The following is a 22,186-nucleotide window of genomic DNA, read 5'->3' on the forward strand; positions in this document are numbered from 1 at the left end:
AAAGAGGAGTTTGTTATGAATAAAGAAAACACAAAACAGAAAACAGGAAATGCATTTGTCAATGCATTGAAAAAAAGTAATATGACTGCAATGGCGGCCATCCTGGTTGTCATGATCATCATTGCGAGTGTTGTATCCCCTTACTTTCTGAATATTTATAATCTGCAGTCAGTGCTGAGGGATCTCGCGTTCATTGGAATGATCGGTATTGCACAGTCGTTGCTCCTTCTTGTAGGAGAACTGGATCTGTCAGTAGGAAAGATCGCATGTCTGTGCGGTATCCTTTCCGGTATGCTGATGGTAAATGCGGGAATTAACCCGTGGCTGGCATTGGTAGTAGGGCTGATACTTGGTGTTATATTTGGTTTTGTCAACGGGATCATCATCACTCGTCTTCGGCTGAATTCCATGGTCGCCACGATCGGTATGCAGGGCGTGTATGGAGGAGTAAACCTCGTTATTACAAAAGGAAAAGCCGTAACGGGTATCCCGGCTGATGTACAGTTCCTTGGGAAAAATTCCATAGGTCTCGTTCCTATTCCGTTTATCATCTGCATTATTGTCCTTATCATTATTTTATTTTTGGTAAAGAAAACAAAGACCGGGCGCTATATTTATGCCATTGGTAACAGCAAGGAAGCCGCAAAGATCCTGGGTATCAAAGTGGACCGCATCCGCGTGATGATCTACTCCATCGTCGGCCTGATCTCCTCCCTGGCAGGGCTTTTGTATGTTTGTCGTCTGGGATCAGCCCAGACAGCCATAGGTGAAGACTGGCCCATGAACTCCATCGCCGCATCTGTTATCGGAGGCCTCTCCCTGACAGGAGGAGTTGGAAATCCGGCAGGAGCACTGATCGGAGCAGCGGTTATCACCATTATCCAGAACATTATCGTACTGTTCGGTGTTAACTCTTACTGGCAGTCGGCAGTCAGCGGCATCGTCGTTGTACTTGCTATTTCCTTCAGTTCTATTTCTGACATCGTACGTGAGAAACGGCAGAGAAGGATCAAACTTAACTAAATAGACGCAACAGGATCTTATACACAGGAGGTTTAATCTATGAAACTTGGTTTAAATTTGTCTTTTGCTGTAAAGCGCTGGCTGGATCCGGTTCAGCTGGCCAGGATGATCAAACAGGATTTTGGCACGGACCATGTCCAGTTCACCTGGGATCTGATCGATCCCTGGTGGCCGGAGGAATACAGAGATGTCATGGTGGATCAGTATAAAAAAGCATTTGCGGACGAGGGTGTGGAGATTGACGGAACATTCGGTGGCCTTGCTTCCTATTCTTATGCGCATCTGCTGGCACCGGCCAGGGAACAGCGGGAGGCGGCGCTTGTCTTCTTTAAAAGAGCGATCGATCTGACAGTGAGAATGGGATGTCCTGTCATGGGAACGCCTGTAGGCGGCATGACCTATGATGACGCTAGAGATCCGAAGAAGAGGGAAGAGTTATACCAGGATATGCTGGAGTCCCTCAGAAAGCTGGCGGCTTACGGCAAAGAAAAAGGCTTGAAGGAGATCCATATTGAAGCGACTCCTCTGATCACGGAATTTCCTCACAGCCCGGAGGTGTCCGTCAAGATGATGCAGGATCTTGAGGGAAGCAAGATCCCGATTAAGTTGCTTGTAGACTGGGGACACGCCCTGTTCAAACCTCTCCTTAAAGAAGAGGCGGACATTGAGCTGTGGTTTAATAAATGTGCTCCATACATCGGTTCCATCCATCTCCAGCAGACGGATGGACTGTGGGACAGGCACTGGGATTTCACTCATGAAGGAGGAATTGTCACACCGGAGCTGATCAGGCGGGCGACGGAAAATGCGCATCTGGATGATATTCCTCAGTATCTGGAAGTGGTCACTATATTTGAGGATGATGACGACCATGTATACGAGGGGATGAAAAAAACGATGGATTACCTGCACAGAGAGCTCGGTTAAAGGAGGGGGAGATGGTATGGATTACAGGGAAATGTATGAGAAAATACTGGATGAGCACAGGCAGGTATATGAGAAGACTGATCAGGCGGGACTGAGAGACTTTATAGAGGAAGTAAAAAAACATGACCGTATTTTCCTTATAGGCGTTGGAAGGGAAGGCATGGCGACAAGAGCTTTTGCCATGAGGCTGATGCATATGGGGAAGGAGATCCACTGGATCTGGGACGATACCACTCCCGCGATCGGGGAAGGCGACATGCTGATCGCGACTCTGGGAGACGGGCGTATCGGGCATATTAATTATGTATGTGAACGGGCGAAAGAGGCCGGGGCCATGATCTATGTGGTGACCGGTTCGCCGAGTGGAGATACGGCTAAAAATCTGGCAGACAAAGTCTTTTTTGTCCCGGCAGCAGTGTACAGAGGGACTGATGAGGTGGTTCCCTCCTTCCAGCCTATGGGAAACCTGTTCGAGCAGTGCCTGTTCATTCTGTTTGATATGATCGTTATGATGATAGTGGATGAGACGGAGGGACTGTCGTTCGAAAAAATGGCTAAACGCCACAGAAATATAGAGTAAGGAGGCGCCTTGGATGAGTACTAAAAAAATCCTGAACAAGGATGTATCAAACGTAGTGGAGGAGAGTCTTACAGGTTATTTGATGGCCTATAAGAAATATTATAAAAAAATCGGTGAGTACAATGCATTTCAATATAGAGGGCACAGAAAAGACAAGGTCGCTCTGGTCATCGGCGGCGGGAGTGGACACGAGCCCCTGTTTACAGGGTACTGCGGCGCCGGACTTGCAGATGCCGTGGCATGCGGAAATATCTGTGCTTCCCCCAACCCGGAGCTGATCACGATGGCTGCGAAAGCAGTGGATCAGGGGAAAGGTGTACTCTTTGTATATGGAAACTACGCGGGAGACAATCTGAACTTTGATATGGCGGAGGAGATGTGCAGGGCGGAAGGTATGAAGACAGCACACGTCCGCGAGTGGGATGATTTCGCATCGGCTCCCAAAGAGAGGATAACGGACCGTCGTGGCATCGCGGGAGATGTTTATACTATTAAGATTGCGGGAGCGGCCTGCGATGCGGGCCTGGATCTGGATGAGGTTGTGCGGATCACGGAGAAGGCCAGAGATAATACCAATACGATCGGGCTTGCCACTTCCCCCGGAACTCTGCCGGGCAATGATAAACCTACTTTTGAGATCGCGGATGACGAGATGGAGTTCGGTATGGGGCTTCACGGAGAGCCGGGGATCGAGAGGACAAAGATGATGCCCTGCTGTGATATGGTGGAGAGAATGTACAATGAGCTTATGGCTGAAATGGGACTGAAATCGGGAGACGAGATCGCTGTCCTTGTCAACGGGCTTGGCTCCACCCCTCTGCTGGAACTGAATCTTGTCTATTATGAGCTGTATAAGCGCATGCACAGAGACGGGCTGAAGGTGTACGACGCAGAGGTCAAGACATACTGCACCTGCATGGAGATGGGAGGATTTTCCATCACTTTCCTGAAGCTTGACGATGAACTGAAAAAGTATTACGATGCGCCCTGCTATTCTCCCTATTACGCCAAAGGATCATTTTCAGGAGTGGTGGAGGACGCCTCTTCAGACGCGGACGAGGAAGAGCCGGAATTCGACGAGACCGATGTGGAGCCGGCTGTGATCACCAGGAGCAAAGACGGTGTCCTGGAGGAGCTCAATGCTGAAGATACGAGGAATATGCTTCTCTACATAGCGGATAAGATCATAGCTAACAAGCCCTACCTGACAGAGGTGGACAGTGCGATCGGTGACGGAGATCACGGCATAGGAATGGCCGGCGGCATGCAGAAAGCCAAGAAGAAACTTCTGAAAATGCAGGGAGAAGAAAATGCCTACCATCTCTTTGAAACCGCGGGACAGGCGATGCTCATGTCCATGGGCGGCGCGTCAGGAGTTATTTTCGGAAGTCTCTATCTGGCCGGCGCGAAAGGGATGGATCCCAAGGGGACTATCACAGCAGAAGATCTTGCCAGGATGGAGAAGAAGAGCCTTGACGCCATTCAGGAGAGAGGCGGTGCCCAGGTAGGGGACAAGACAATGGTAGATGCGCTGGCACCCGCTGTCGACGCCCTTGAGGCCAACTCTGGAAAAGGTCTTCTTGAAATGCTCAAAGCGGCAGAAGAGGCAGCCAGATGCGGTATGGAAGACACAAAGAAATATGTAGCGAAATTCGGACGCGCGAAATCTCTCCTTGAGAGGGCTATCGGACATCAGGATGCGGGCGCTACGTCTGTGTACCTGATCTTCCAGGGAATGCGTGAGTTTGTAGAAGGTGCGATAGATTAGGAGATAAGGTGTTATGAGCAGAAAAGTAAAATGGGGGATCCTTGGGTGTGCCTCCATCGCAAAAGTGCGCACCATCCCGGGACTTCTCCAGGCCGACAATGCGCAGCTTTACGCAGTGGCCAGCAGAGGAGGAAAAAAGGCGGAGGAATTCAGGGAGCTGTTCTGTGCAAAGAAGGCGTACGATACGTATGAGGCTCTTCTGGCGGATGAGGATGTGGAAGCCGTTTATATTCCTCTCCCGAATTCCCTGCACTGCGAATGGGTGAAAAAAGCCGCAAAGGCAAAGAAGCATATCCTGTGTGAGAAGCCGCTGGCTTTGAATGAGGAGCAGGCGAAGGCGATGTTTGACGTCTGCGAAGAGGAGGGCGTTCTCCTTATGGAGGCATTTGCCTATCGACATGCGCCTCTGATCCGGAAGGTGAAGGAACTGATTGATCAGGGGGCTGTCGGGGAAGTGAAATATCTGGAGTCCCATCTCACAGATGTGCTGACAGATATGTCCAACATCCGGATGAACCGGAATCTTGGAGGAGGATCTTTCTACGATATGGCCTGCTACAATATCAGCGCTATCAGCTATCTGCTGGGCTTTAAGGAGCCGGTCCGGGTCAAGGCTCTGGCAGAGATGTCTCAGGAATACGGAGTGGATGTCAGCAATATAGCACTTCTGATGTACGAGGATGGCGTCCAGGCGGCCAGCTACTCTTCCCTGAATTCATACCCGAGAGGGTATTATGCGGTGGTAGGGGAGAAGGGAAGGATAGAAGTCCCCTGCAATTTTAACTGCCGGTATATCCAGAAGTTCACGGTCACTTCCGGAGGCAATGTGGATAATGTGGAGATCCTGGATGAGGAGAAGACAGAGCACACTGTCATGTGTCCGGACAATTACATGCTCGAGATCGAGCAGTTCGGAAGATGTATCCTGGAGGGCGAAAAGCCGCTCGTGTCCAAAGAAGAGACTCTTTTGAACGCGAGGATACTTGACCGGATTTTTGAGGATGCGAATAGATAGGAAAATGTTGAAAAGTTTTGAGAGGCCGGACAGAAGTAAAAGCTGTCCGGCCTCGTATCAGATTGGCTTTCTGAGTGTCATGCCAGCAAATCCTTCAGACACGCCATCAGCCGGTCATTGTCCTCCGGCATCATGACACAGAAGCGGATGTACTCCCCCTCCAGGCTCTCGAAGGAGGAGCAGTCGCGGATCATCAGGCCCTGGCGGATGGCCGCCTCGAAGACCTGGAAGGAGGAGAGATCCTCCTTTAGGATGCGCACCAGGATGAAGTTGGCGTAAGGTGTGTAGACCCGGGCGTGGCGGAAGCCGGAGAGGATCCCTGTGAGTCGGTCCCTCTCGGAGCCGATGAGCCGGCGGGTCTTCTCGATGTAGGGGGCGTCCTTTAGCATCAGCTCCCCCGCCAGTGCGGCGATGCTGCTGACGCTCCAGGGGTTCTGGTGGATCGCCAGGGACGAAAGGAAATCCCGGTTTCCCGTGATCCCGTAGCCAAGGCGCAGACCCGGGGCGGCGAAGAATTTGGACACGCCGCGGATGACCATCAGGTTGTCGAAGTCCCGTGTGAGGGGAACGGCAGTGATGTGTCCCGGATCGGGGGCGAACTCCACATAGGTCTCGTCCACCATGACAAAGATGTCCCGCTCCCGGCAGGCGTCTATCAGGGCTTTAAGGCTGTCCTGGCTGACGGCGGAGGAGGTGGGGTTGTTGGGGTTGCACAGGATGAGCAGATCTGTGTCCTTGGGGAGAAATCCAAGGAGATCCGGGATGTCCAGCCTGAAGCGGTTCTCCTCCTTCAGGTCGTAGGCAGTGATCCTGCCGCCGGTCAGCTCAAGCTCCCGCTGGTACTCCGAGTAGGTTGGGCCGATGACCACCGCGTGGCGGGCTTTTCGCTGGCTGATGAGAAGACAGATGAGCTCTGTGGAGCCGTTTCCCACAGCCACGAAGGAGGCGGGGATGTGGCAGTAGTCTGAGATGGCGGCCTTCAGGGACGCGTAGTCCCGGTCGGGATAGCGGCTGATGACGTCCAGGTTTTCTGCCAGGGCTTCCTTCACAGAGGAGGACAGGCCCAGGGGATTGACATTTGCCCCGAAGCCTGTGATCTCCTCCTTTTTGATGTGATAATACTTTTCGATCTGTTCCAGGTCGCTGCCGTGGAAGGCAGGGCGTTTTGCGCTTTTCATGTGTATTCCTCCATGTTTCTCTTAAATTTTTCTTTATTCTCTTATATTCTTCCAGATTTTCAGATTACGGCATTGCCATTCTGATTGCAGTAATGATATAATCTATTATAGTATGTCTAATAAAGGCGATGCAAGAAGAGGTGGAAGGCTTGAAGAATAAAATTAAGAAATTTTCAAAAGGTGACTTTCAGACGGCGGGCCCGGAGATCGTGTTCGACGAGACCTGTCTGATCCTTACCATCGGTGAGGGGGAAGTGTACCGTGGAAGTTTTACGATCAGAAGCCAGACAGACGGGGCGATCCGGGGGATCGTGTATCCGTCTTCTTTTCGTATGCGCTGCGTGGAACAGGGATTTGAGGGAAATCCCGTCACAGTGAGGTTTGAGTACGACGGGAGAAATCTGCGCCCCGGCCATGTGGAGCAGGGGAAGTTCTCGGTTGTCTGCAACGGGGGAGAGTACGAGGTGGCCTTCACTGCCATCATCGAGAAGCCCTATGTCATGACCGCCTACGGAAAGGTCCAGAGCACGGATGATTTCAAGCGTCTGGCCATCAAGGATTTCTCGGAGGCCCAGAGACTGTTCCGCTCCCGGGAGTTCTACGAGGTGCTCAAGTACGAAAATCCCAGAACCTTCCATCTCTATGACAATATGCGCAAATGGGCCCTGGACGAGCAGGCTATGGAGGAGTTCCTGGTCGGGATCAAGCAGAAGGAGTGCATCTTCCTCACCCTCCAGGGGGAGGGAATGCTCTTTGAGGATCTGAAGGAGGCCACTAAGGGGAGCTTCACTGTCATCAAGAACACGTGGGGATTTATGCCTGTACACATCAAGACAGAGGGGGGGTTTATCACTGTGCCCCGGCCGGAGATCACCACCGACGACTTTGTGGGCAATGTGTATGAGCTGGAGTTTGTGGTGAACACAGATCACCTCCACGCGGGACGGAACTTTGGCAAGATCTACCTTGTCACCCCATACGAGACTCTCACATACGATGTGGAGGTCCTGCAGAACGGGGAGTACGACGAGAACCGCCGGGAGATCGAGTTTCTGGCAGCTCAGATCCTGAAGGAATACATTGCCTGCGAGGCGGGCAGGATCGACCTGAATACCTGGACGAACAGCGCGGTGGAGAAGTCCAAGAAAATGCGCCAGTATGCGCCCCTGGATGACGGGCTGCAGCTCTTCCAGGCCCATATCTATATAAAGGGGGAGCGGATCGAGGAGGCCAAGTGGATCCTGGAAAACTATAATTACAATCGGTTTGCCATCGGCAAGGATCCGATTACAAACGCCTACTATCTGTATCTGACCGCTCTCATCCGGAAGAACGGAAGCCATGTGGAGAGGGTGCTGGATGAGATCGGGAAGACCTACCTGCGGCACCAGGACTCCTGGGAGCTGCTCCTCATGCTGCTGACCCTGGACCCCCAGTACCGGGATCCCTACCGCAGGCTCCGGGTGCTGGAGCAGCAGTTCTACGGGTACGAGACCAACCAGGTGCTTTTCTACCAGATTGCCTACCAGTGCTTTATGGAGAGGACGAACCTCTTGAAGAAGCTGGGAAAATTTGAGCTGCATGTGCTGAATTTTGCCGTGAAATACAGGCTGCTGACAAAGGAGCTGGCCCTCTACGCGGCCAACCTGGCCAGCCAGCAGAAGAGCTATGACGACCTTCTGTTCCATATACTGGAGCAGATCTACGACATGTACAAGGAGCCCATGATCCTGAACACCATCTGCACCCTCCTCATCAAGGGAAATAAGATGCAGCAGCGGTATTTTGTCTGGTATCAGCGGGCAGTGGACGCTGAGCTGAAGATCGCCCAGCTCTACGAGTACTATATGGAGACCATCGAGGAGGATAAAGTGCGGGAGGCCCTGCCCAGATCCATTTTCCTGTACTTCATGCACGGGAACAGTCTGGACTACAAGAAGGCGGCTCTCCTCTACGCCAACCTGATCACCTATGAGCAGTACGCCAGCGATCTGTACATCAGCTACCGGGAGCAGATGGTGGAGTTCGCCTGGGACCAGCTCGTGAAGAGGCACATCAACGAGTCCCTGAAAATTATCTACAAGCGGTTCTGCACCGAGGAGGAGATGACCGGGGAGAGGCTGGAGGCCATGCGGGATATCTGCTACGCCTACGAGGTGACTACAAAGGTGAAAGGCCTCAAGTGCGTCCTCGTCATCGAGAAGGACGGCTCTATCAAGCAGAGGGTACCCTACCGGGAGGAGGGAGCTATCGTCTACCTCTACGACAAAGAGGCCAGGATCATCTGGGAGGGCATGGACGGCCGCCACTACACGGACTCCATTGCCTTTGAGACAAGGCGGATGTTCTATGAGCCCAGATACCTGGAGATGTGCAAGAAATATATGTCCCACATGAACAGCTGGGGCGGGGATGGCGGCAAGGAAGAGGTCACCTTTGAAAATCTTCATATAAAGGATATAGATGAGTTTGACGAGAAGGAAGTGTTCCAGCTGTGCAGCAGGAGAATCCGTGAGGACAACTACGAGGAGGATGATTTCCTCCTGTACCTGTGCTTTGAGATGTTCAGGCGGCAGCAGTACGACAAGGTGACGCTGACCTATCTGTCTAATTTCTACTGCGGAGCTACAAAAGACATGAAGCAGCTCTGGAAGACAGCCAGAGATTACGGCGTCCAGACCGGGAAGCTGGGGGAGAGGATCATCACCCAGATGCTCTTCTCGGAGGACATGTTCGATGAGGAGGAGATCTTCATTGAATATTATCTGGGTGGAAACGCCTACTTCCGGCTGAAGCAGGCCTACCTGGCCTACGTGTCCAGAGAGTACATGGTGCGGGGCCGCAGTACCGGGAACACCATCTTTGAGATCATTGTCAATGAGAGGCGTCAGGAGGAGGAGCTGGCAGATATATGCAAGATCGCCCTGCTGCGCTACTACTCTGAAAGGGAGTACGGGCACGAGGTGGAGGGAGTGCTCCACAGCGTGCTGGGAGAGCTCTGCGAGAAGCAGATCATTTTTCCCTTCTACCTGAAATACCCGGAGAGCTGGCTGCGGGAGGCCCAGCTCTATGACAGGACCATGGTGGAGTACCGGGCCTCCAAGGGAGGAAAGGTGCGCATTGTCTATAAAATGCGACAGGACGGCGTGGACGATCTGGGATACCAGAGCGAGAGCCTGACCCCCATGTATGAAAATATTTACGTGAAGGATTTCATCCTCTACAAGGGAGACCTGGTGCGCTATTATTTCCAGGAGTCCCAGGGAAAGAAGACCTCCAGCCAGGAGGAGCACACCCTGGAGCAGACAAGGGATGTGCCGCCCATCGGCCGCTATGGAAGGCTGAACGCCATGTCGTCCATGGGGCCCGAGGAGAGGAAGGCGGCCATGGAGGAGTATCAGCAGGAGATCTATCTGGCTGAGCAGATCTTTGAGGAGTATTAAGGAGGAATTTTGCTGTGAGAGGCGGAAGCATATTAGGAATCGAACTGAATGACCAGTACTGCCAGATCAGCTTTTACGATGAGGAGAAGAATGAGCCGGAGACGCTGGAGACGGCGGTGGACAACTACCAGATCCCGCTGATCCTGGGCTACTACCGGGAGCAGTGGGTGTACGGAAGAGAGGCGAAGCGCCTTGCCACGGTGAACGAGGGCTGCACGGTGATAGACCTGTTTGAGCGGGCCAAGCGCCAGGAGAAGGTGCGGGTGGGGGCCAAGAACCATGACGCGGTGTGGCTGCTGGCCAAATTTTTCCAGCTGGCCCTGGCCCAGTTCCGGCATATCGAGTACCTGACCTTTTCAGTCCCCTACACGGATATTGACATCAGCAAGATGCTCAAGGGAGTGGGACAGTTTGTGGGCGTGCCCAAGGAGTCCGTCTACGTGCAGGACTACAAGGAGAGCTTCTGCCACTACATGTTCTACCAGCCAAAGGAGCTGTGGCAGTACGAGGCGGCCCTCTTCTACTGCGACAGAAATGAGATCAGGGCCTACATGCTGCGGCGGCTGCGGAAGCTGAGGGGCCGCGGGGACGAGCTCTTTGTGGCGGTGGACGAGGTGGCCAACGCCCATATGAAGGAGCTGGCGGCGGTCTATCCGGTGCTGAACGTGGACAAGGCAAAAGATGCGGACGAGAGGTTCAAGTCCTTCATCCAGAGCGTGTTTGACAAGAAGGTTGTCTCCTCCGTCTACCTGACAGGGGAGGGCTTTGAGAACAACTGGTACCCGGCCTCCCTGAAGGTGCTCTGTAATGGCAGACGGGCTTTCCTAGGCAACAATCTGTACAGCCGGGGGGCCTGCTACACAGCCTACAGAAAGTGCAGGGATTACGAGGACAGCCCCATCTATCTGGACAACACAAAGATGACGGACCAGATCTGCCTGCGCATGCGGGTGAACGGCAAGGAGGGCTGGTATCCCATCGTCCAGTGGGGCTCCCACTGGTACGAGGCGGACGGGCAGTGGGATGTGCTCCTGGAGGACACCTCTGACATTGAGATACACATTGAGTCCCTGGGGAGCGGGGAGCTCCAGGCGGAGACGGTCTCCCTGGCCGGGCTTCCGGAGCGGATGGACTATGCCCTGCGGCTCACCATAGAGGTCATGTTCCTGGACGAGTACACCTGCAGGATCAGCTTCAGGGACGCAGGCTTCGGAGAGTTTTTCCCGGCTACGGATTTCCATGTAGAAAAGACGATTCACTTAGGAGGAAGCAATGGGCAGTTTAATTCTCTGTCATAAGAAGAAGGCAAAACATCCATATGAGATATCCAGGATCCACATGCGGATCTACACCATAGAGGAACTGTGCTATTATTTCTGCAACAACCTGTACCTGGTGGACTACACCATCATCAACAGGCAGCTCTGCGACTGGCTGGAGGAGGAGCTGGAGCTCTACGACCTGGCGGAAGAGCTCAGGGGCATCCTGGACCAGAACGGGCCGGTGGAGCAGTTCCTTCTGGCAGTGCTGAGCCACGCTTCCATCTACTCCTCCTCGGAGATCACCCGGATCCACAATGTGCTGGAGCACTTGAAGAACCAGAATGAGGTGGAGAGGGAGAAGTATAAGGCGGACAATCTCCTGAAGGCGGGGGAGGTGGCCTCGGCCATCCTTGTGTATCAGTCTATTGTGGGTAAAGAGTGGGACGACTCTGTGGGCAAGGAGTTTTACGGCCAGGTCTACGGCTGTCTGGGGTCGGCCTACGGCAGGCTCCTTCTCTATGAGGAGGCGGCCGCCATGTACGAGAAGGGCTTTAATGTGTGTCAGGACACGAAGATGCTGAAGGCCTATCTCTACTGCTGCTACAGATATCTGCCCCAGGAGCAGTACGTGAAGATGCTCTCCAACGAGCCGGTCTACTTAAGCATCGGCTCAGTGCTGAAAGAAGAGATCCGGAAGGCGGCTGAGAGCGTGCAGGTGGAGGCGACGGACGAGCAGCTTAAAAAGTGGAAAAAGGAATACCAGAGAGGCAACATCTGAGCGGAGGCTCTTTGCTTGAAGAGACACTTATCCATAGTTGACAGGCCGTGGATAAGTGTGTTATTATAACTAGGTGATTTAGCGTGGTAGAGTAATCAATTGATAAATTGCTACTACAATAAAGCTGAATACGGGAGGAAACGAGAGATGAAAAAGAGACTGGCACTTGTGATGGCACTGACGATGACCACAGCGACCCTGCTGGCGGGCTGCGGCGGCAGCTCCGATAAGGGCGGGGACGACAGCTCGGACAGAAAGAGCGCATCAAAGACAGAGTTTACAGAAAAGAAAGAGGGAGACAAATTCACAGTCGGCTTTGACCAGGACTTCCCACCTATGGGATTTGTGGGAGAGGACGGAGAGTACACAGGCTTTGACCTGGAGCTGGCACAGGCTGTCTGCGACAAGATGGGATGGGAGTTCGTCCCGGAGCCCATCGCCTGGGATGCCAAGGACGCCATGCTTGAGTCCGGGGCTATTGACTGTATCTGGAACGGATTTACCATGAATGGCAGAGAGGACGACTACACATGGTCCGAGCCCTACCTGGACAACAGCCAGGTGTTTGTCGTGAGGGCTGACTCCGGCATCCAGTCCGCCGCGGACCTGGCCGGAAAGACGGTGGACGTGCAGACAGACTCCTCCGCCCAGGCGGCTCTGGAGGACAACCAGGAGCTGTCCAGCACCTTCGGCAATCTCCAGGTGATCGCGGACTACAACACGGGATTTATGGAGCTTGAGTCCGGTGTGGTGGACGCTGTGGCCATGGATATCGTGGTGGCCAGCTACCAGATCGAGTCCAGAGACGCGGACTTTGTGATCCTGGACGATGTGATCTCCACAGAGGAGTACGGCGTGGGCTTTGCCAAGGGCAACGAGGCAGTGAGAGACCAGGTGCAGACAGCCCTTGATGAGCTGGCTGCGGACGGAACCGTGGCTGAGATCTCCACAAAGTGGTTTGGCGAGGACATCACCACCATCGGAAAGTAAAAGGTAAGAACATATACAAAAAGGGCTGTCCTTTTGGGCAGCCCGTTTTGCCGGACTGGCAGAGAGGAGTTTTGTGATGGAATTTTCGGTTATGCTGGATCTCCTGATCAAGGGAACCGTGATGACGGCGGAGATCTTTTTCGTGACGCTGGTGCTGTCGCTCCCTTTGGGCCTGCTTGTGTGCTTTGGGAGAATGTCGAAAAATATTATTGTCCGCTCGTTTTTTAAATTTTACATATCAGTCATGCGGGGAACGCCCCTGATGCTGCAGCTCATGGTGTTCTATTTCGGGCCCTACTATCTGTTCCACATACAGATCACGGACACCTGGAAGCAGCTGGCCTGGATACTGGGATTTTCCCTGAACTATGCGGCCTATTTTGCGGAGATCTACAGGGGAGGCATCGAGTCCATGCCCCGGGGACAGTACGAGGCGGCCAAGATCCTTGGATACAGCAGGTCCCAGACCTTTATGCGGATCATCCTTCCCCAGGTGATCAAGCGGGTGATGCCCTCCATCACAAATGAGGCCATCACTCTTGTGAAGGATACATCCCTCGCCTTCACCCTGTCCATTATGGAGCTGTTCAACCAGGCCAAGGCCCTGGCGGCCCGGGAGACCAACATGATCCCCTACGCCATCGCGGCCCTGATCTACTATGTGTTCTGTCTGCTCGTGGCCTTTGTCATGGAGCGGGTGGAGAAAAAGATGAGCTATTACCGGTAGTGAGGAGGAGGCAGTCATGAGTCTGTTGGAAATTCGAGGTTTAAAAAAGAGCTTTGACGGCCTGGAGGTGCTGAAGGATATCTCGCTCCAGGTCAGACAGGGGGAGGTGCTGGGCATCATCGGCCCCTCCGGGTCCGGAAAGTCCACCCTTCTTCGGTGCGCCACCGGTCTGGAGACGCCGGACGGAGGCGAGATACGCTACGAGGGGACCTTTGGGCTGGTCTTCCAGAACTTTAATCTTTTCCCCCACTACTCTGTCATGAAAAATATCACGGACGCGCCTATCAAGGTACAGAAACGCAGCAGGGAGGAGGTCTTTGCGGAGGCCCGCGCCCTGCTGGCCAAGATGGGGCTCTCCGACAAGGAGGATGCCTATCCCTACCAGCTCTCCGGCGGACAGCAGCAGAGGATATCCATCGCACGGGCTCTGGCCATGAACCCGGACATTCTCTTCTTCGACGAGCCCACGTCGGCTCTGGACCCGGAGCTGACCGGGGAGATCCTGAAGGTTATCCGTGATCTGGCCGCGGAGCACATGACTATGGTCATTGTCACCCACGAGATGAATTTTGCCAGGAACGTGGCGGACCAGATCATTTTCATGGACAAGGGCGTTATCGCTCAGCAGGGCACGCCGGAGGAGGTTTTTGGATCTTCTAACGAAAGAATGAAGGAATTTCTTGGGAAATTAGGAGAAAACTTATAAATCATCCAATGTTATTAAGAAATACTAATAAATAGACCGGAAAATAAATAATGAGTGCCAATCTTTGGCTGGCGGGGAGGAATATTGCTTTTCTCCCCGCCTTGTATTATACTTTTATGGGAAATTCAGCTGAATTTCCCGGAAACCAGACAATATGAAGCAACAGGCAGCGGCTCTTACGGGGGCGCTGCGTGGAATAAGGAGCGAAGGAAGCATACATGGAGAACTTTGAAAAAGTGACAACAGGTCTTGGAGAGGAATGTGGTGTTTTTGGAGCTTATGATATGGATGGGGGCGATGTGGCCCCCACTGTCTATTATGGGCTTTTTGCACTGCAGCACAGAGGGCAGGAGAGCTGTGGGATCGCGGTGACGGACACGTACGGGGAGAGAAAGGTGCGCTCAAAGAAGGGGCTGGGCCTCGTCAACGAGGTGTTTGACGAGGAGTCCCTCCACTCCCTTCACGGCAATCTGGGAGTGGGACATGTCCGCTACTCCACAGCCGGGGGCTCCAGGGCGGAGAATGCCATGCCCCTGGTCATTAACTACGTGAAAGGGGTGCTGGCCATCGCCCACAATGGGAACCTGACCAATGCGGTGGAGCTGCGGCATGAGCTGGAGCATACAGGGGCCATCTTCCAGACCACCATCGACTCGGAGGTGATCGCCTACCACATTGCCAGAGAGAGGCTGAAGGCGCCCAATGTGGAGGGAGCTGTGAAGAACGCCATGAAGAAGATCAAGGGGGCCTACGCCCTTGTGGTCATCTCTCCCAGAAAGATGATCGGAGCGAGAGATCCCTTCGGCCTGAAGCCCCTGTGCATCGGGAAGAGGGACAACACCTATGTCCTGGCCTCCGAGAGCTGCGCTCTGGCGGCCATCGACGCGGAGTTTGTGCGGGACGTGGAGCCCGGCGAGATCGTGTCCATCACAAAGGACGGAATCTCCTCGGATATGAGTATGGCCATCGACCCGGCAAAGCAGGCCAGATGCATTTTTGAATATATCTACTTTGCGAGGATGGACAGCACCCTGGACGGGGTGAATGTGTACCATGCCAGGATGACAGCCGGCCGGGCCCTGGCAGAGTCCTACCCGGTGGACGCGGACCTGGTGGTGGGTGTCCCCGACTCAGGCCTTGTGGCCGCCAGAGGCTACTCAGAGCAGTCCGGCATCCCAAACGGTATGGCCTTCCACAAGAACAGCTACGTGGGAAGGACGTTCATCAAACCGAGGCAGAGCGAACGGGAGTCCAGCGTGCGCATCAAGCTGAACGTGATCCCGGAGGTGGTCCGGGGCAAGAGGATCGTCATGGTAGACGATTCCATCGTCCGGGGTACTACCTGTGCCAACATCATCCGCATGCTGAAGAAGGCGGGGGCCACGGAGGTGCACGTGCGGATCAGCTCTCCACCCTTCCTGTACCCATGCTATTTCGGGACGGACGTGCCCTCCAACGAGCAGCTTATCGCCCACTCCCACACCACGGAGCAGATCCGGGAGATGATCGGGGCGGACTCTCTTGGCTACATGGAGATCGACAAGCTGAGGGACATGGTGGGAGACCTGTCCTACTGTGACGCCTGCTTCACAGGGAATTACCCCATGGAGGTGCCCGGGAAGGATGTCTCCCTGGCTTTTGAGTAGAAGCTGTGCTAGAATGAGAGAAAGAGAAGAGAAACCATTTTTGAGCAGAGAAAGGAAAGAAAATCTATGAGTCACGACAGATATGTAAGCCCGCTCTCCGAGCGGTATGCCAGCAGGGAAATGCAGTACATTTTCTCACCTGATATGAAGTTCCGCACATGGAGGCGCCTGTGGATCGCTCTGGCGGAGACGGAGAAGGAGCTGGGACTTCCCATCACCGATGAGCAGATCGAGGAGCTGAAAAGCCACGCGGACGACATCAACTACGATGTGGCGAAGGAGAGGGAGAAGCTGGTGCGCCACGATGTCATGTCCCACGTCTACGCCTACGGCCAGCAGTGCCCCAAGGCAAAGGGGATCATTCACCTGGGCGCGACATCCTGCTATGTGGGGGACAACACGGACATCATCATCATGTCCGAGGCGCTGAAGCTGGTTCGCAGGAAGATCGTGAATGTGATATCCGAGCTGGCGGATTTTGCCGACAGGTACAAGGATCTTCCCACTCTGGCTTTCACACACTTCCAGCCGGCACAGCCCACCACGGTGGGAAAACGCGCCACTCTCTGGCTCCAGGAGTTCATGATGGATCTGGAGGATCTGGAGTATGTGCTGGGGAGCCTGAAGCTCCTTGGCTCCAAGGGAACAACGGGCACCCAGGCCAGCTTTCTGGAGCTCTTTGACGGGGATCAGGAGACCATCGACAAGATCGATCCCATGATCGCCAGGAAGATGGGCTTTGATGCCTGCTATCCGGTGTCCGGCCAGACCTACTCGAGAAAGGTGGACACAAGAGTGCTGAACGTGCTGGCGGGCATCGCTGCCAGCGCACACAAGATGTCCAACGACATCCGTCTTCTGCAGCATCTGAAGGAGGTGGAGGAGCCCTTCGAGAAGAACCAGATCGGCTCCTCAGCCATGGCATACAAGAGGAACCCCATGCGCAGCGAGAGGATTGCGTCCCTCTCCAGATACGTCATGGTGGACGCCCTGAACCCGGCCATCACATCCGCCACCCAGTGGTTTGAGAGAACCCTGGACGATTCCGCCAACAAGCGTCTCAGCGTGCCCGAGGGCTTCCTGGCCATCGACGGCATCCTGGACCTGTGCCTGAACGTGGTGGACGGCCTTGTGGTCTACCCGAAGGTGATCGAGAAGCATCTCATGGCAGAGCTTCCCTTCATGGCTACCGAGAATATTATGATGGATGCCGTGAAGGCAGGAGGAGACCGGCAGGAGCTCCATGAGCGCATTCGTGAGCTGTCCATGGAGGCGGGAAAGAACGTGAAGGAGAAGGGCCAGGAGAACAACCTCCTGGAGCTCATCGCGGCTGACCCGGCCTTTGGACTTAGCCTGGACGAGCTGAAGAGGACTATGGACCCGGCGAAGTACACGGGCCGCGCCTCCGTCCAGGTAGACAGATACCTGACGGACATCGTCCGCCCCATGTTGGAGGAGAACAAAGAGCTCCTGGGTGTGAAAGCGGAGATCAATGTGTAAGAAGAATTGTAAGAAGAATAAACAGAGGAGCCAGTCCGGCTCCATACAGGGCGGGCAGGAAGCAGAATGTTTCCTGCCCGCCCTTTGTCTGTCAAAAAAAGGTGTGATAAAAAACTAACAAAATTTCAAGTCTGAATTTGTGCAGAACACACAAAAATAATCTTCTTGACAATGCGGGTATTGCAAAAAAGTTACAATTAGGGTAGTATGAACTTGTCATTGAACAGACCTATAAATCATAAAGATTTATAGATGAGACAAATGAGACATACAATTGGATACGGACGATCTCTTTCACGAGAGAGCTGACAAAGAGCAGCCGCCGAAGAGGCAAGCCGGAGGACGAAAAAGCTGGTTCACCGGTGAAACTTTCAGGCAAAAGGATTGGAAGAGGGACGAATTCTGAATATAATGCAAAGATGGGCATGGGGCGGATGCCCATGCGCAGGCAGAAGTAGACAGAGCGGGGCGGCAGACACGTAGAAGTGTTTGTGACGCCTCTTTTTTATTCCAGAGAAAAGACCTCCGGACAGGTAGAAGGAGAGAAGAGGATGGACAGCTACATGATTTTGACTAACAATCCGCTTGCGGCCCGGAAGCTGGAAGGGCGCAGGAGGGTATGTTATATATCCGTTCCCTATGAGGAACTTCTAAGAGAGGCGGAGAAAAAGATCTGCCAGGGCTACAGGCTTCTGTCGCACCCCCTGTCGGGGAGTGTGAAGCCGAAGGAGACACCATACAAATCGGTCATGCTGAGCGGGAAGAAGGAGGAGGTGGACCCGCAGTCCGTCAGGCTGATCGAGGCGGCCATACAGACCTGTGAGAAATTCACAGACCGACAGAAGAGCTACGGGCAGGAGGTGTACGAAGACTTTCAGCTCATTGACTGGACTCTGCTGGAGAGTGCAATGGAGTCGGCGGACGTATGGTAGACCCGTCATTGAGAGGCAGCGAAAAGCTGCGGGAAATCATGGCAAGCAATCATAGCGTAGAAGAGCAAGGAGGTAAAGAAACGTGAGATTAGAAATGGGCCACATTTACATCAGGGATATCCAGTTTGCGGACGAGAGCAGAATTCAGGACGGTGTCCTTTATGTGTCAAAGGAGGAGCTGGAAAAGACAGCTCTGGAGGATGAGAAGATCAAGGCAGTGTCCTTTGATATTGCCCGCCCGGGCGAGTCTGTCCGCATCACACCTGTGAAGGACGTGATCGAGCCCAGAGTAAAAGTGGAAGGAAGAGGAGGCGTATTCCCGGGAGTGATCTCCAAGGTAGACACAGTGGGAAGCGGAAAGACATACGCACTCAAGGGCATGGCTGTAGTGACAGCGGGACGCATTGTCGGCTTCCAGGAAGGCATTATCGACATGACAGGGCCGGGAGCACAGTACACACCCTTCTCCCAGACACTCAACCTGGTGATGGTGTGCGAGCCGGTTGATGATATCAAACAGCATGACTATGAGAAGGCAGTCAGATTTGCCGGATTCAGAGTGGCGGCCTACATTGGGGAACTTGCCCGCAGCCTGACACCGGATGAGACAAAAGTATATGAGACATGCACCATCAAGGAGGGACTGGAGAAATATCCGGAGCTCCCCAGAGTTGCCTATGTGCAGATGCTGCAGAGCCAGGGGCTTCTCCACGACACCTATGTGTACGGAGTGGACGCAAAGAAGATCGTTCCCACGATCTTAAGCCCTACAGAGATCATGGACGGCGCTATCGTGTCTGGAAACTGTGTGTCCGCATGCGACAAGAATCCTACCTATGTACATCAGAACAACCCGGTTGTGCACGACCTGTTTGAAGAGCACGGAAAGACTCTGAACTTTGTGTGCCAGATCATCACCAACGAGAACGTGTACCTGGCAGACAAGCAGCGTTCCTCCGACTGGACGGCTAAGCTGTGCAAGATGCTGGATCTGGACGGCGTCATCGTATCCCAGGAAGGATTCGGAAACCCGGATACAGACCTGATCATGAACTGTAAGAAGATCGAGGCAGAGGGCGTGAAGACAGTCATCATCACAGACGAGTACGCCGGACGGGATGGAAAGTCACAGTCTCTGGCAGATGCGGACGCGGCTGCAGACGCCGTTGTCACAGGCGGAAACGCAAACGAAGTGATCATTCTGCCTAAACTTGACAAGGTGATCGGCACACTGGACTATGTGACAAAGATCGCAGGTGCCAGCGAGGAGACGCTCCGGGAGGACGGATCTTTGGAGGTGGAGCTCCAGGTTATCACAGGAGCTACCAACGAGACAGGATTTAACAAGCTGAGCGCAAGATAGAAGGGAGGACATACAGGAAATGAGTAAGATCAAAGTTGTACATTATATCAATCAGTTCTTCGCTAATATCGGCGGAGAGGAGAAAGCGGACTACCCGGCAGAGATCCGCGTGGGTGAGGTCGTAGGACCCGGACTTGCGTTCAATATGAACTTTAAGGACGAGGCGGAGATCATTGCAACGATAGTGTGCGGTGACTCCTATTTCAATGAGAACCTGGAGAAGGCAAAGGCAGACATCCTGGCCATGGTAAAGGAGCAGGCTCCGGACGTATTCATCGCAGGACCGGCTTTCAATGCAGGACGCTACGGCGTGGCCTGCGGCACCATCGCGGCAGCTGTCCAGGAAGAGCTGGGCATCCCTGCAGTGACAGGAATGTACGTGGAGAACCCGGGCGCGGATATGTTTAAGGATCAGGTCTACATGATCTCCACAAAGAACAGCGCAGCAGGCATGAGAGCGGCAGTGGGCAAGATGGCTCCCCTGGCCCTGAAGCTGGCAAGAGGTGAGAAGATCGGCGCTTCCTGCGAGGAAGGGTATATGCCGAACGGCGTCAGGGTAAACTTCTTCGAGAAGGAGAGAGGTTCAAAGCGCGCTGTGAACATGCTCCTTAAGAAGCTGGCGGACAAGCCTTTCGAGACAGAGTATCCCATGCCCAGCTTTGACAAGGTGGCTCCCAATCCGGCAGTGAAGGATCTGGCCCACGCAAAGATCGCCCTTGTCACATCCGGCGGTATTGTTCCCAAGGGAAATCCGGACCACATTGAGAGTTCCAGTGCTTCCCACTACGGTGAGTACGATATAGCAGGCGTCATGGATCTGACAGCCGAGACATACGAGACGGCTCACGGCGGATACGATCCGGTCTATGCCAATGAGGACGCAGACAGGGTGCTTCCTGTGGACGTGCTCAGAGACATGGAGAAGGAAGGAAAGATCGGCGAGCTTCATCATCTCTTCTATACAACAACAGGAAACGGTACAGCCGTTGCATCTGCCAAGGCTTTTGCGGACGAGTTTTCACAGAAACTGAAGGCGGACGGCGTGGACGCAGTTATCCTGACCTCCACATGAGGCACCTGTACTCGTTGCGGTGCAACGATGGTGAAAGAAATTGAGAGGGCTGGCATTCCGGTAGTACACATCTGTACAGTAACACCGATCTCCATGACCGTAGGAGCCAACAGGATCGTTCCGGCTATCGCGATCCCCCATCCCCTTGGTAATCCGGCCTTAAGCCACGAGGAGGAGAAAGAACTCCGCCGCCATATCGTGGAGAAAGCCCTGACAGCTCTCACAACAGAGGTGGACGGCCAGACCATTTTCGATTAAAATGAAAACAAAAAGAAAAGGAGATGTTACCGATGAGCAAAGTTTATGACGTGATCATCCTGGGCGCAGGCCCCGGTGGTCTGGCGGCAGGACTGTACGCAGGAAGAAGCCGCCTTTCCACACTGGTCATCGAGAAGGGCCAGGACGGAGGACAGATCGCCATCACGGATGACATTGAGAACTATCCCGGCCAGATGGTGGAAGGGGAGTCAGGACCTTCCCTGATCGCAAGAATGACACAGCAGGTGGAGAAGTTCGGCGCAGAGCGCGTTGCCGACACCATCAATGCAGTGGATTTCAGCGGCGAGATCAAGATCCTGAAGAGTGCGAAAAATGAGTACCAGGCAAAAAATGTGATCATTGCCACCGGCGCTTACGCACGCCCCATCGGATGCAAGGGCGAGGCTGAGTTCAGAGGAAAAGGCGTATCCTACTGCGCTACCTGCGATGCCAACTTCTTTGAGGATCTGGAAGTGTTTGTCGTAGGAGGAGGCGACTCCGCAGTGGAGGAGGCCATGTACCTGACAAAATTCGCCAGAAAAGTTACCATCATCCACAGAAGAGACGAGCTGCGCGCAGCCAAATCCATCCAGGAGAAGGCCTTCGCGAACCCGAAGATCGAGTTCTTCTGGGACAGCGTTGTGGAGGAGTTAGGAGGAGACGACATCCTCCAGTGGATGAAGGTGAAGAATGTCAAGACCGGCGAAGTGAGAACTGTGGAGGCGGACGAGGAAGACGGCATGTTCGGCGTGTTCGGCTTTATCGGAACCGTTCCCAACTCCAAGCTGTTTGAGGGCATCCTGGATATGGACGAGAGAGGCTATATCCGCACCGATGAGGACATGCACACAAATATTCCCAATGTCTACGCAGTGGGAGATGTCCGCATCAAGAGCCTCCGTCAGGTTGTGACGGCAGCTGCGGATGGAGCCATCGCCGCTGTACAGGTGGAGAGAAGCCTGTCCGATTATTTTTAGAGACCAGGAAAAACATCTGGAAAGAAAAGGAGAGCAGAGAA

General features: G+C 53.8%; 18 protein-coding genes and 1 riboswitch. Of the genes, 17 read left to right on the forward strand and 1 reads right to left on the reverse strand.

The annotated features are described in order from the left end of the window. The first annotated feature begins 15 nt into the window (after nt 1–15). The 5 genes from NI21_RS0101730 to NI21_RS0101750 are packed head-to-tail and all read left to right on the forward strand — an operon-like array spanning nt 16 to nt 5,313. Nucleotides 16–1,023: an ABC transporter permease gene (locus NI21_RS0101730; RefSeq protein ID WP_033124517.1), complete on the forward strand. Its 1,008-nt coding sequence runs from the start codon at nt 16–18 to the stop codon at nt 1,021–1,023. A 39-nt stretch (nt 1,024–1,062) separates the two neighbouring features. After that, nucleotides 1,063–1,950 (forward strand): sugar phosphate isomerase/epimerase, encoded by an 888-nt coding sequence (locus NI21_RS0101735; protein ID WP_033124518.1) that lies wholly within the window; start codon nt 1,063–1,065, stop codon nt 1,948–1,950. Nucleotides 1,951–1,966: 16 nt separating this feature from the next. Further along, nucleotides 1,967–2,530: an SIS domain-containing protein gene (locus NI21_RS0101740; RefSeq protein WP_033124519.1), complete on the forward strand. Its 564-nt coding sequence runs from the start codon at nt 1,967–1,969 to the stop codon at nt 2,528–2,530. Nucleotides 2,531–2,543: 13 nt separating this feature from the next. Beyond that, the gene (gene dhaL, locus NI21_RS0101745) at nt 2,544–4,298 is read left to right on the forward strand and encodes a dihydroxyacetone kinase subunit DhaL (RefSeq protein WP_033124520.1); all 1,755 of its coding nucleotides are present in this window, start codon (nt 2,544–2,546) and stop codon (nt 4,296–4,298) included. Nucleotides 4,299–4,311: 13 nt separating this feature from the next. Further along, nucleotides 4,312–5,313, forward strand: coding sequence for a Gfo/Idh/MocA family protein (locus tag NI21_RS0101750; RefSeq protein ID WP_033124521.1), 1,002 nt, complete (start codon nt 4,312–4,314; stop codon nt 5,311–5,313). 77 nt (nt 5,314–5,390) lie between these two features. Here the strand turns inward: NI21_RS0101750 and NI21_RS0101755 are convergent, their stop codons facing one another. Continuing rightward, entirely contained in the window at nt 5,391–6,491 is a 1,101-nt protein-coding gene (locus NI21_RS0101755; RefSeq protein WP_033124522.1) for a histidinol-phosphate transaminase, read from the reverse strand. A gap of 140 nt (nt 6,492–6,631) precedes the next feature. Here NI21_RS0101755 and NI21_RS0101760 point away from each other — a divergent pair, with 140 nt between their 5' ends. From NI21_RS0101760 to trxB, 12 genes are all read left to right on the forward strand, one after another. Beyond that, nucleotides 6,632–9,934, forward strand: coding sequence for a DUF5717 family protein (locus NI21_RS0101760; RefSeq protein WP_369792754.1), 3,303 nt, complete (start codon nt 6,632–6,634; stop codon nt 9,932–9,934). A gap of 14 nt (nt 9,935–9,948) precedes the next feature. Beyond that, complete coding sequence (locus tag NI21_RS0101765; RefSeq protein ID WP_033124524.1) at nt 9,949–11,232, forward strand: DUF5716 family protein; 1,284 nt, start codon at nt 9,949–9,951, stop codon at nt 11,230–11,232. Next, nucleotides 11,207–11,974: a hypothetical protein gene (locus tag NI21_RS0101770; RefSeq protein WP_033124525.1), complete on the forward strand. Its 768-nt coding sequence runs from the start codon at nt 11,207–11,209 to the stop codon at nt 11,972–11,974. The genes NI21_RS0101765 and NI21_RS0101770 overlap by 26 nt, the downstream gene beginning before the upstream one ends. Nucleotides 11,975–12,121: 147 nt before the next feature. Continuing rightward, a complete protein-coding gene (locus NI21_RS0101775) occupies nt 12,122–12,964 on the forward strand; it encodes an amino acid ABC transporter substrate-binding protein (RefSeq protein WP_033124526.1) in 843 nt (280 codons plus the stop codon). A gap of 76 nt (nt 12,965–13,040) precedes the next feature. Further along, nucleotides 13,041–13,691: an amino acid ABC transporter permease gene (locus NI21_RS0101780; protein WP_033124527.1), complete on the forward strand. Its 651-nt coding sequence runs from the start codon at nt 13,041–13,043 to the stop codon at nt 13,689–13,691. Nucleotides 13,692–13,707: 16 nt separating this feature from the next. After that, entirely contained in the window at nt 13,708–14,397 is a 690-nt protein-coding gene (locus NI21_RS0101785) for an amino acid ABC transporter ATP-binding protein (protein ID WP_033124528.1), read from the forward strand. Between the two features lie 218 nt (nt 14,398–14,615). Then, nucleotides 14,616–16,043: an amidophosphoribosyltransferase gene (gene purF, locus NI21_RS0101790; RefSeq protein WP_033124529.1), complete on the forward strand. Its 1,428-nt coding sequence runs from the start codon at nt 14,616–14,618 to the stop codon at nt 16,041–16,043. Nucleotides 16,044–16,109: 66 nt separating this feature from the next. Continuing rightward, the gene (gene purB / locus NI21_RS0101795) at nt 16,110–17,543 is read left to right on the forward strand and encodes an adenylosuccinate lyase (protein WP_033124530.1); all 1,434 of its coding nucleotides are present in this window, start codon (nt 16,110–16,112) and stop codon (nt 17,541–17,543) included. Nucleotides 17,544–17,828: 285 nt separating this feature from the next. Continuing rightward, a riboswitch (glycine riboswitch) is annotated at nt 17,829–17,940 on the forward strand. Between the two features lie 154 nt (nt 17,941–18,094). Further along, nucleotides 18,095–18,475 (forward strand): GrdX family protein, encoded by a 381-nt coding sequence (locus NI21_RS0101800; RefSeq protein ID WP_033124633.1) that lies wholly within the window; start codon nt 18,095–18,097, stop codon nt 18,473–18,475. An 82-nt stretch (nt 18,476–18,557) separates the two neighbouring features. Then, a complete protein-coding gene (locus NI21_RS0101805; protein WP_242842794.1) occupies nt 18,558–19,838 on the forward strand; it encodes a glycine/sarcosine/betaine reductase component B subunit in 1,281 nt (426 codons plus the stop codon). 19 nt (nt 19,839–19,857) lie between these two features. Next, a complete protein-coding gene (gene grdB / locus NI21_RS0101810) occupies nt 19,858–21,168 on the forward strand; it encodes a glycine reductase complex selenoprotein B (protein WP_081957933.1) in 1,311 nt (436 codons plus the stop codon). Between the two features lie 32 nt (nt 21,169–21,200). Further along, nucleotides 21,201–22,145 carry a thioredoxin-disulfide reductase gene (trxB, locus tag NI21_RS0101820; RefSeq protein ID WP_033124534.1) on the forward strand — a complete coding sequence of 315 codons (945 nt, stop codon included), beginning with the start codon at nt 21,201–21,203 and terminating at the stop codon, nt 22,143–22,145. Nucleotides 22,146–22,186: the final 41 nt, after the last annotated feature.

Source organism: Eubacterium sp. ER2, from assembly GCF_000765215.1.
Taxonomy (GTDB): domain Bacteria; phylum Bacillota; class Clostridia; order Lachnospirales; family Lachnospiraceae; genus Claveliimonas; species Claveliimonas intestinigallinarum.

Excerpts from the sequence above, each read along its gene's own strand:
- NI21_RS0101775 (WP_033124526.1), top strand. The coding sequence starts at position 12,122 with ATGAAAAAGAGACTGGCACTTGTGATGGCACTGACGATGACCACAGCG.
- NI21_RS0101800 (WP_033124633.1), top strand. The coding sequence starts at position 18,095 with ATGGACAGCTACATGATTTTGACTAACAATCCGCTTGCGGCCCGGAAG.
- NI21_RS0101770 (WP_033124525.1), top strand. The coding sequence starts at position 11,207 with ATGGGCAGTTTAATTCTCTGTCATAAGAAGAAGGCAAAACATCCATAT.
- NI21_RS0101750 (WP_033124521.1), top strand. The coding sequence starts at position 4,312 with ATGAGCAGAAAAGTAAAATGGGGGATCCTTGGGTGTGCCTCCATCGCA.
- NI21_RS0101735 (WP_033124518.1), top strand. The coding sequence starts at position 1,063 with ATGAAACTTGGTTTAAATTTGTCTTTTGCTGTAAAGCGCTGGCTGGAT.
- dhaL (WP_033124520.1), top strand. The coding sequence starts at position 2,544 with ATGAGTACTAAAAAAATCCTGAACAAGGATGTATCAAACGTAGTGGAG.
- NI21_RS0101730 (WP_033124517.1), top strand. The coding sequence starts at position 16 with ATGAATAAAGAAAACACAAAACAGAAAACAGGAAATGCATTTGTCAAT.
- NI21_RS0101740 (WP_033124519.1), top strand. The coding sequence starts at position 1,967 with ATGGATTACAGGGAAATGTATGAGAAAATACTGGATGAGCACAGGCAG.
- NI21_RS0101755 (WP_033124522.1), bottom strand. The coding sequence starts at position 6,491 with ATGAAAAGCGCAAAACGCCCTGCCTTCCACGGCAGCGACCTGGAACAG.
- NI21_RS0101780 (WP_033124527.1), top strand. The coding sequence starts at position 13,041 with ATGGAATTTTCGGTTATGCTGGATCTCCTGATCAAGGGAACCGTGATG.
- trxB (WP_033124534.1), top strand. The coding sequence starts at position 21,201 with ATGAGCAAAGTTTATGACGTGATCATCCTGGGCGCAGGCCCCGGTGGT.
- purF (WP_033124529.1), top strand. The coding sequence starts at position 14,616 with ATGGAGAACTTTGAAAAAGTGACAACAGGTCTTGGAGAGGAATGTGGT.
- purB (WP_033124530.1), top strand. The coding sequence starts at position 16,110 with ATGAGTCACGACAGATATGTAAGCCCGCTCTCCGAGCGGTATGCCAGC.
- NI21_RS0101785 (WP_033124528.1), top strand. The coding sequence starts at position 13,708 with ATGAGTCTGTTGGAAATTCGAGGTTTAAAAAAGAGCTTTGACGGCCTG.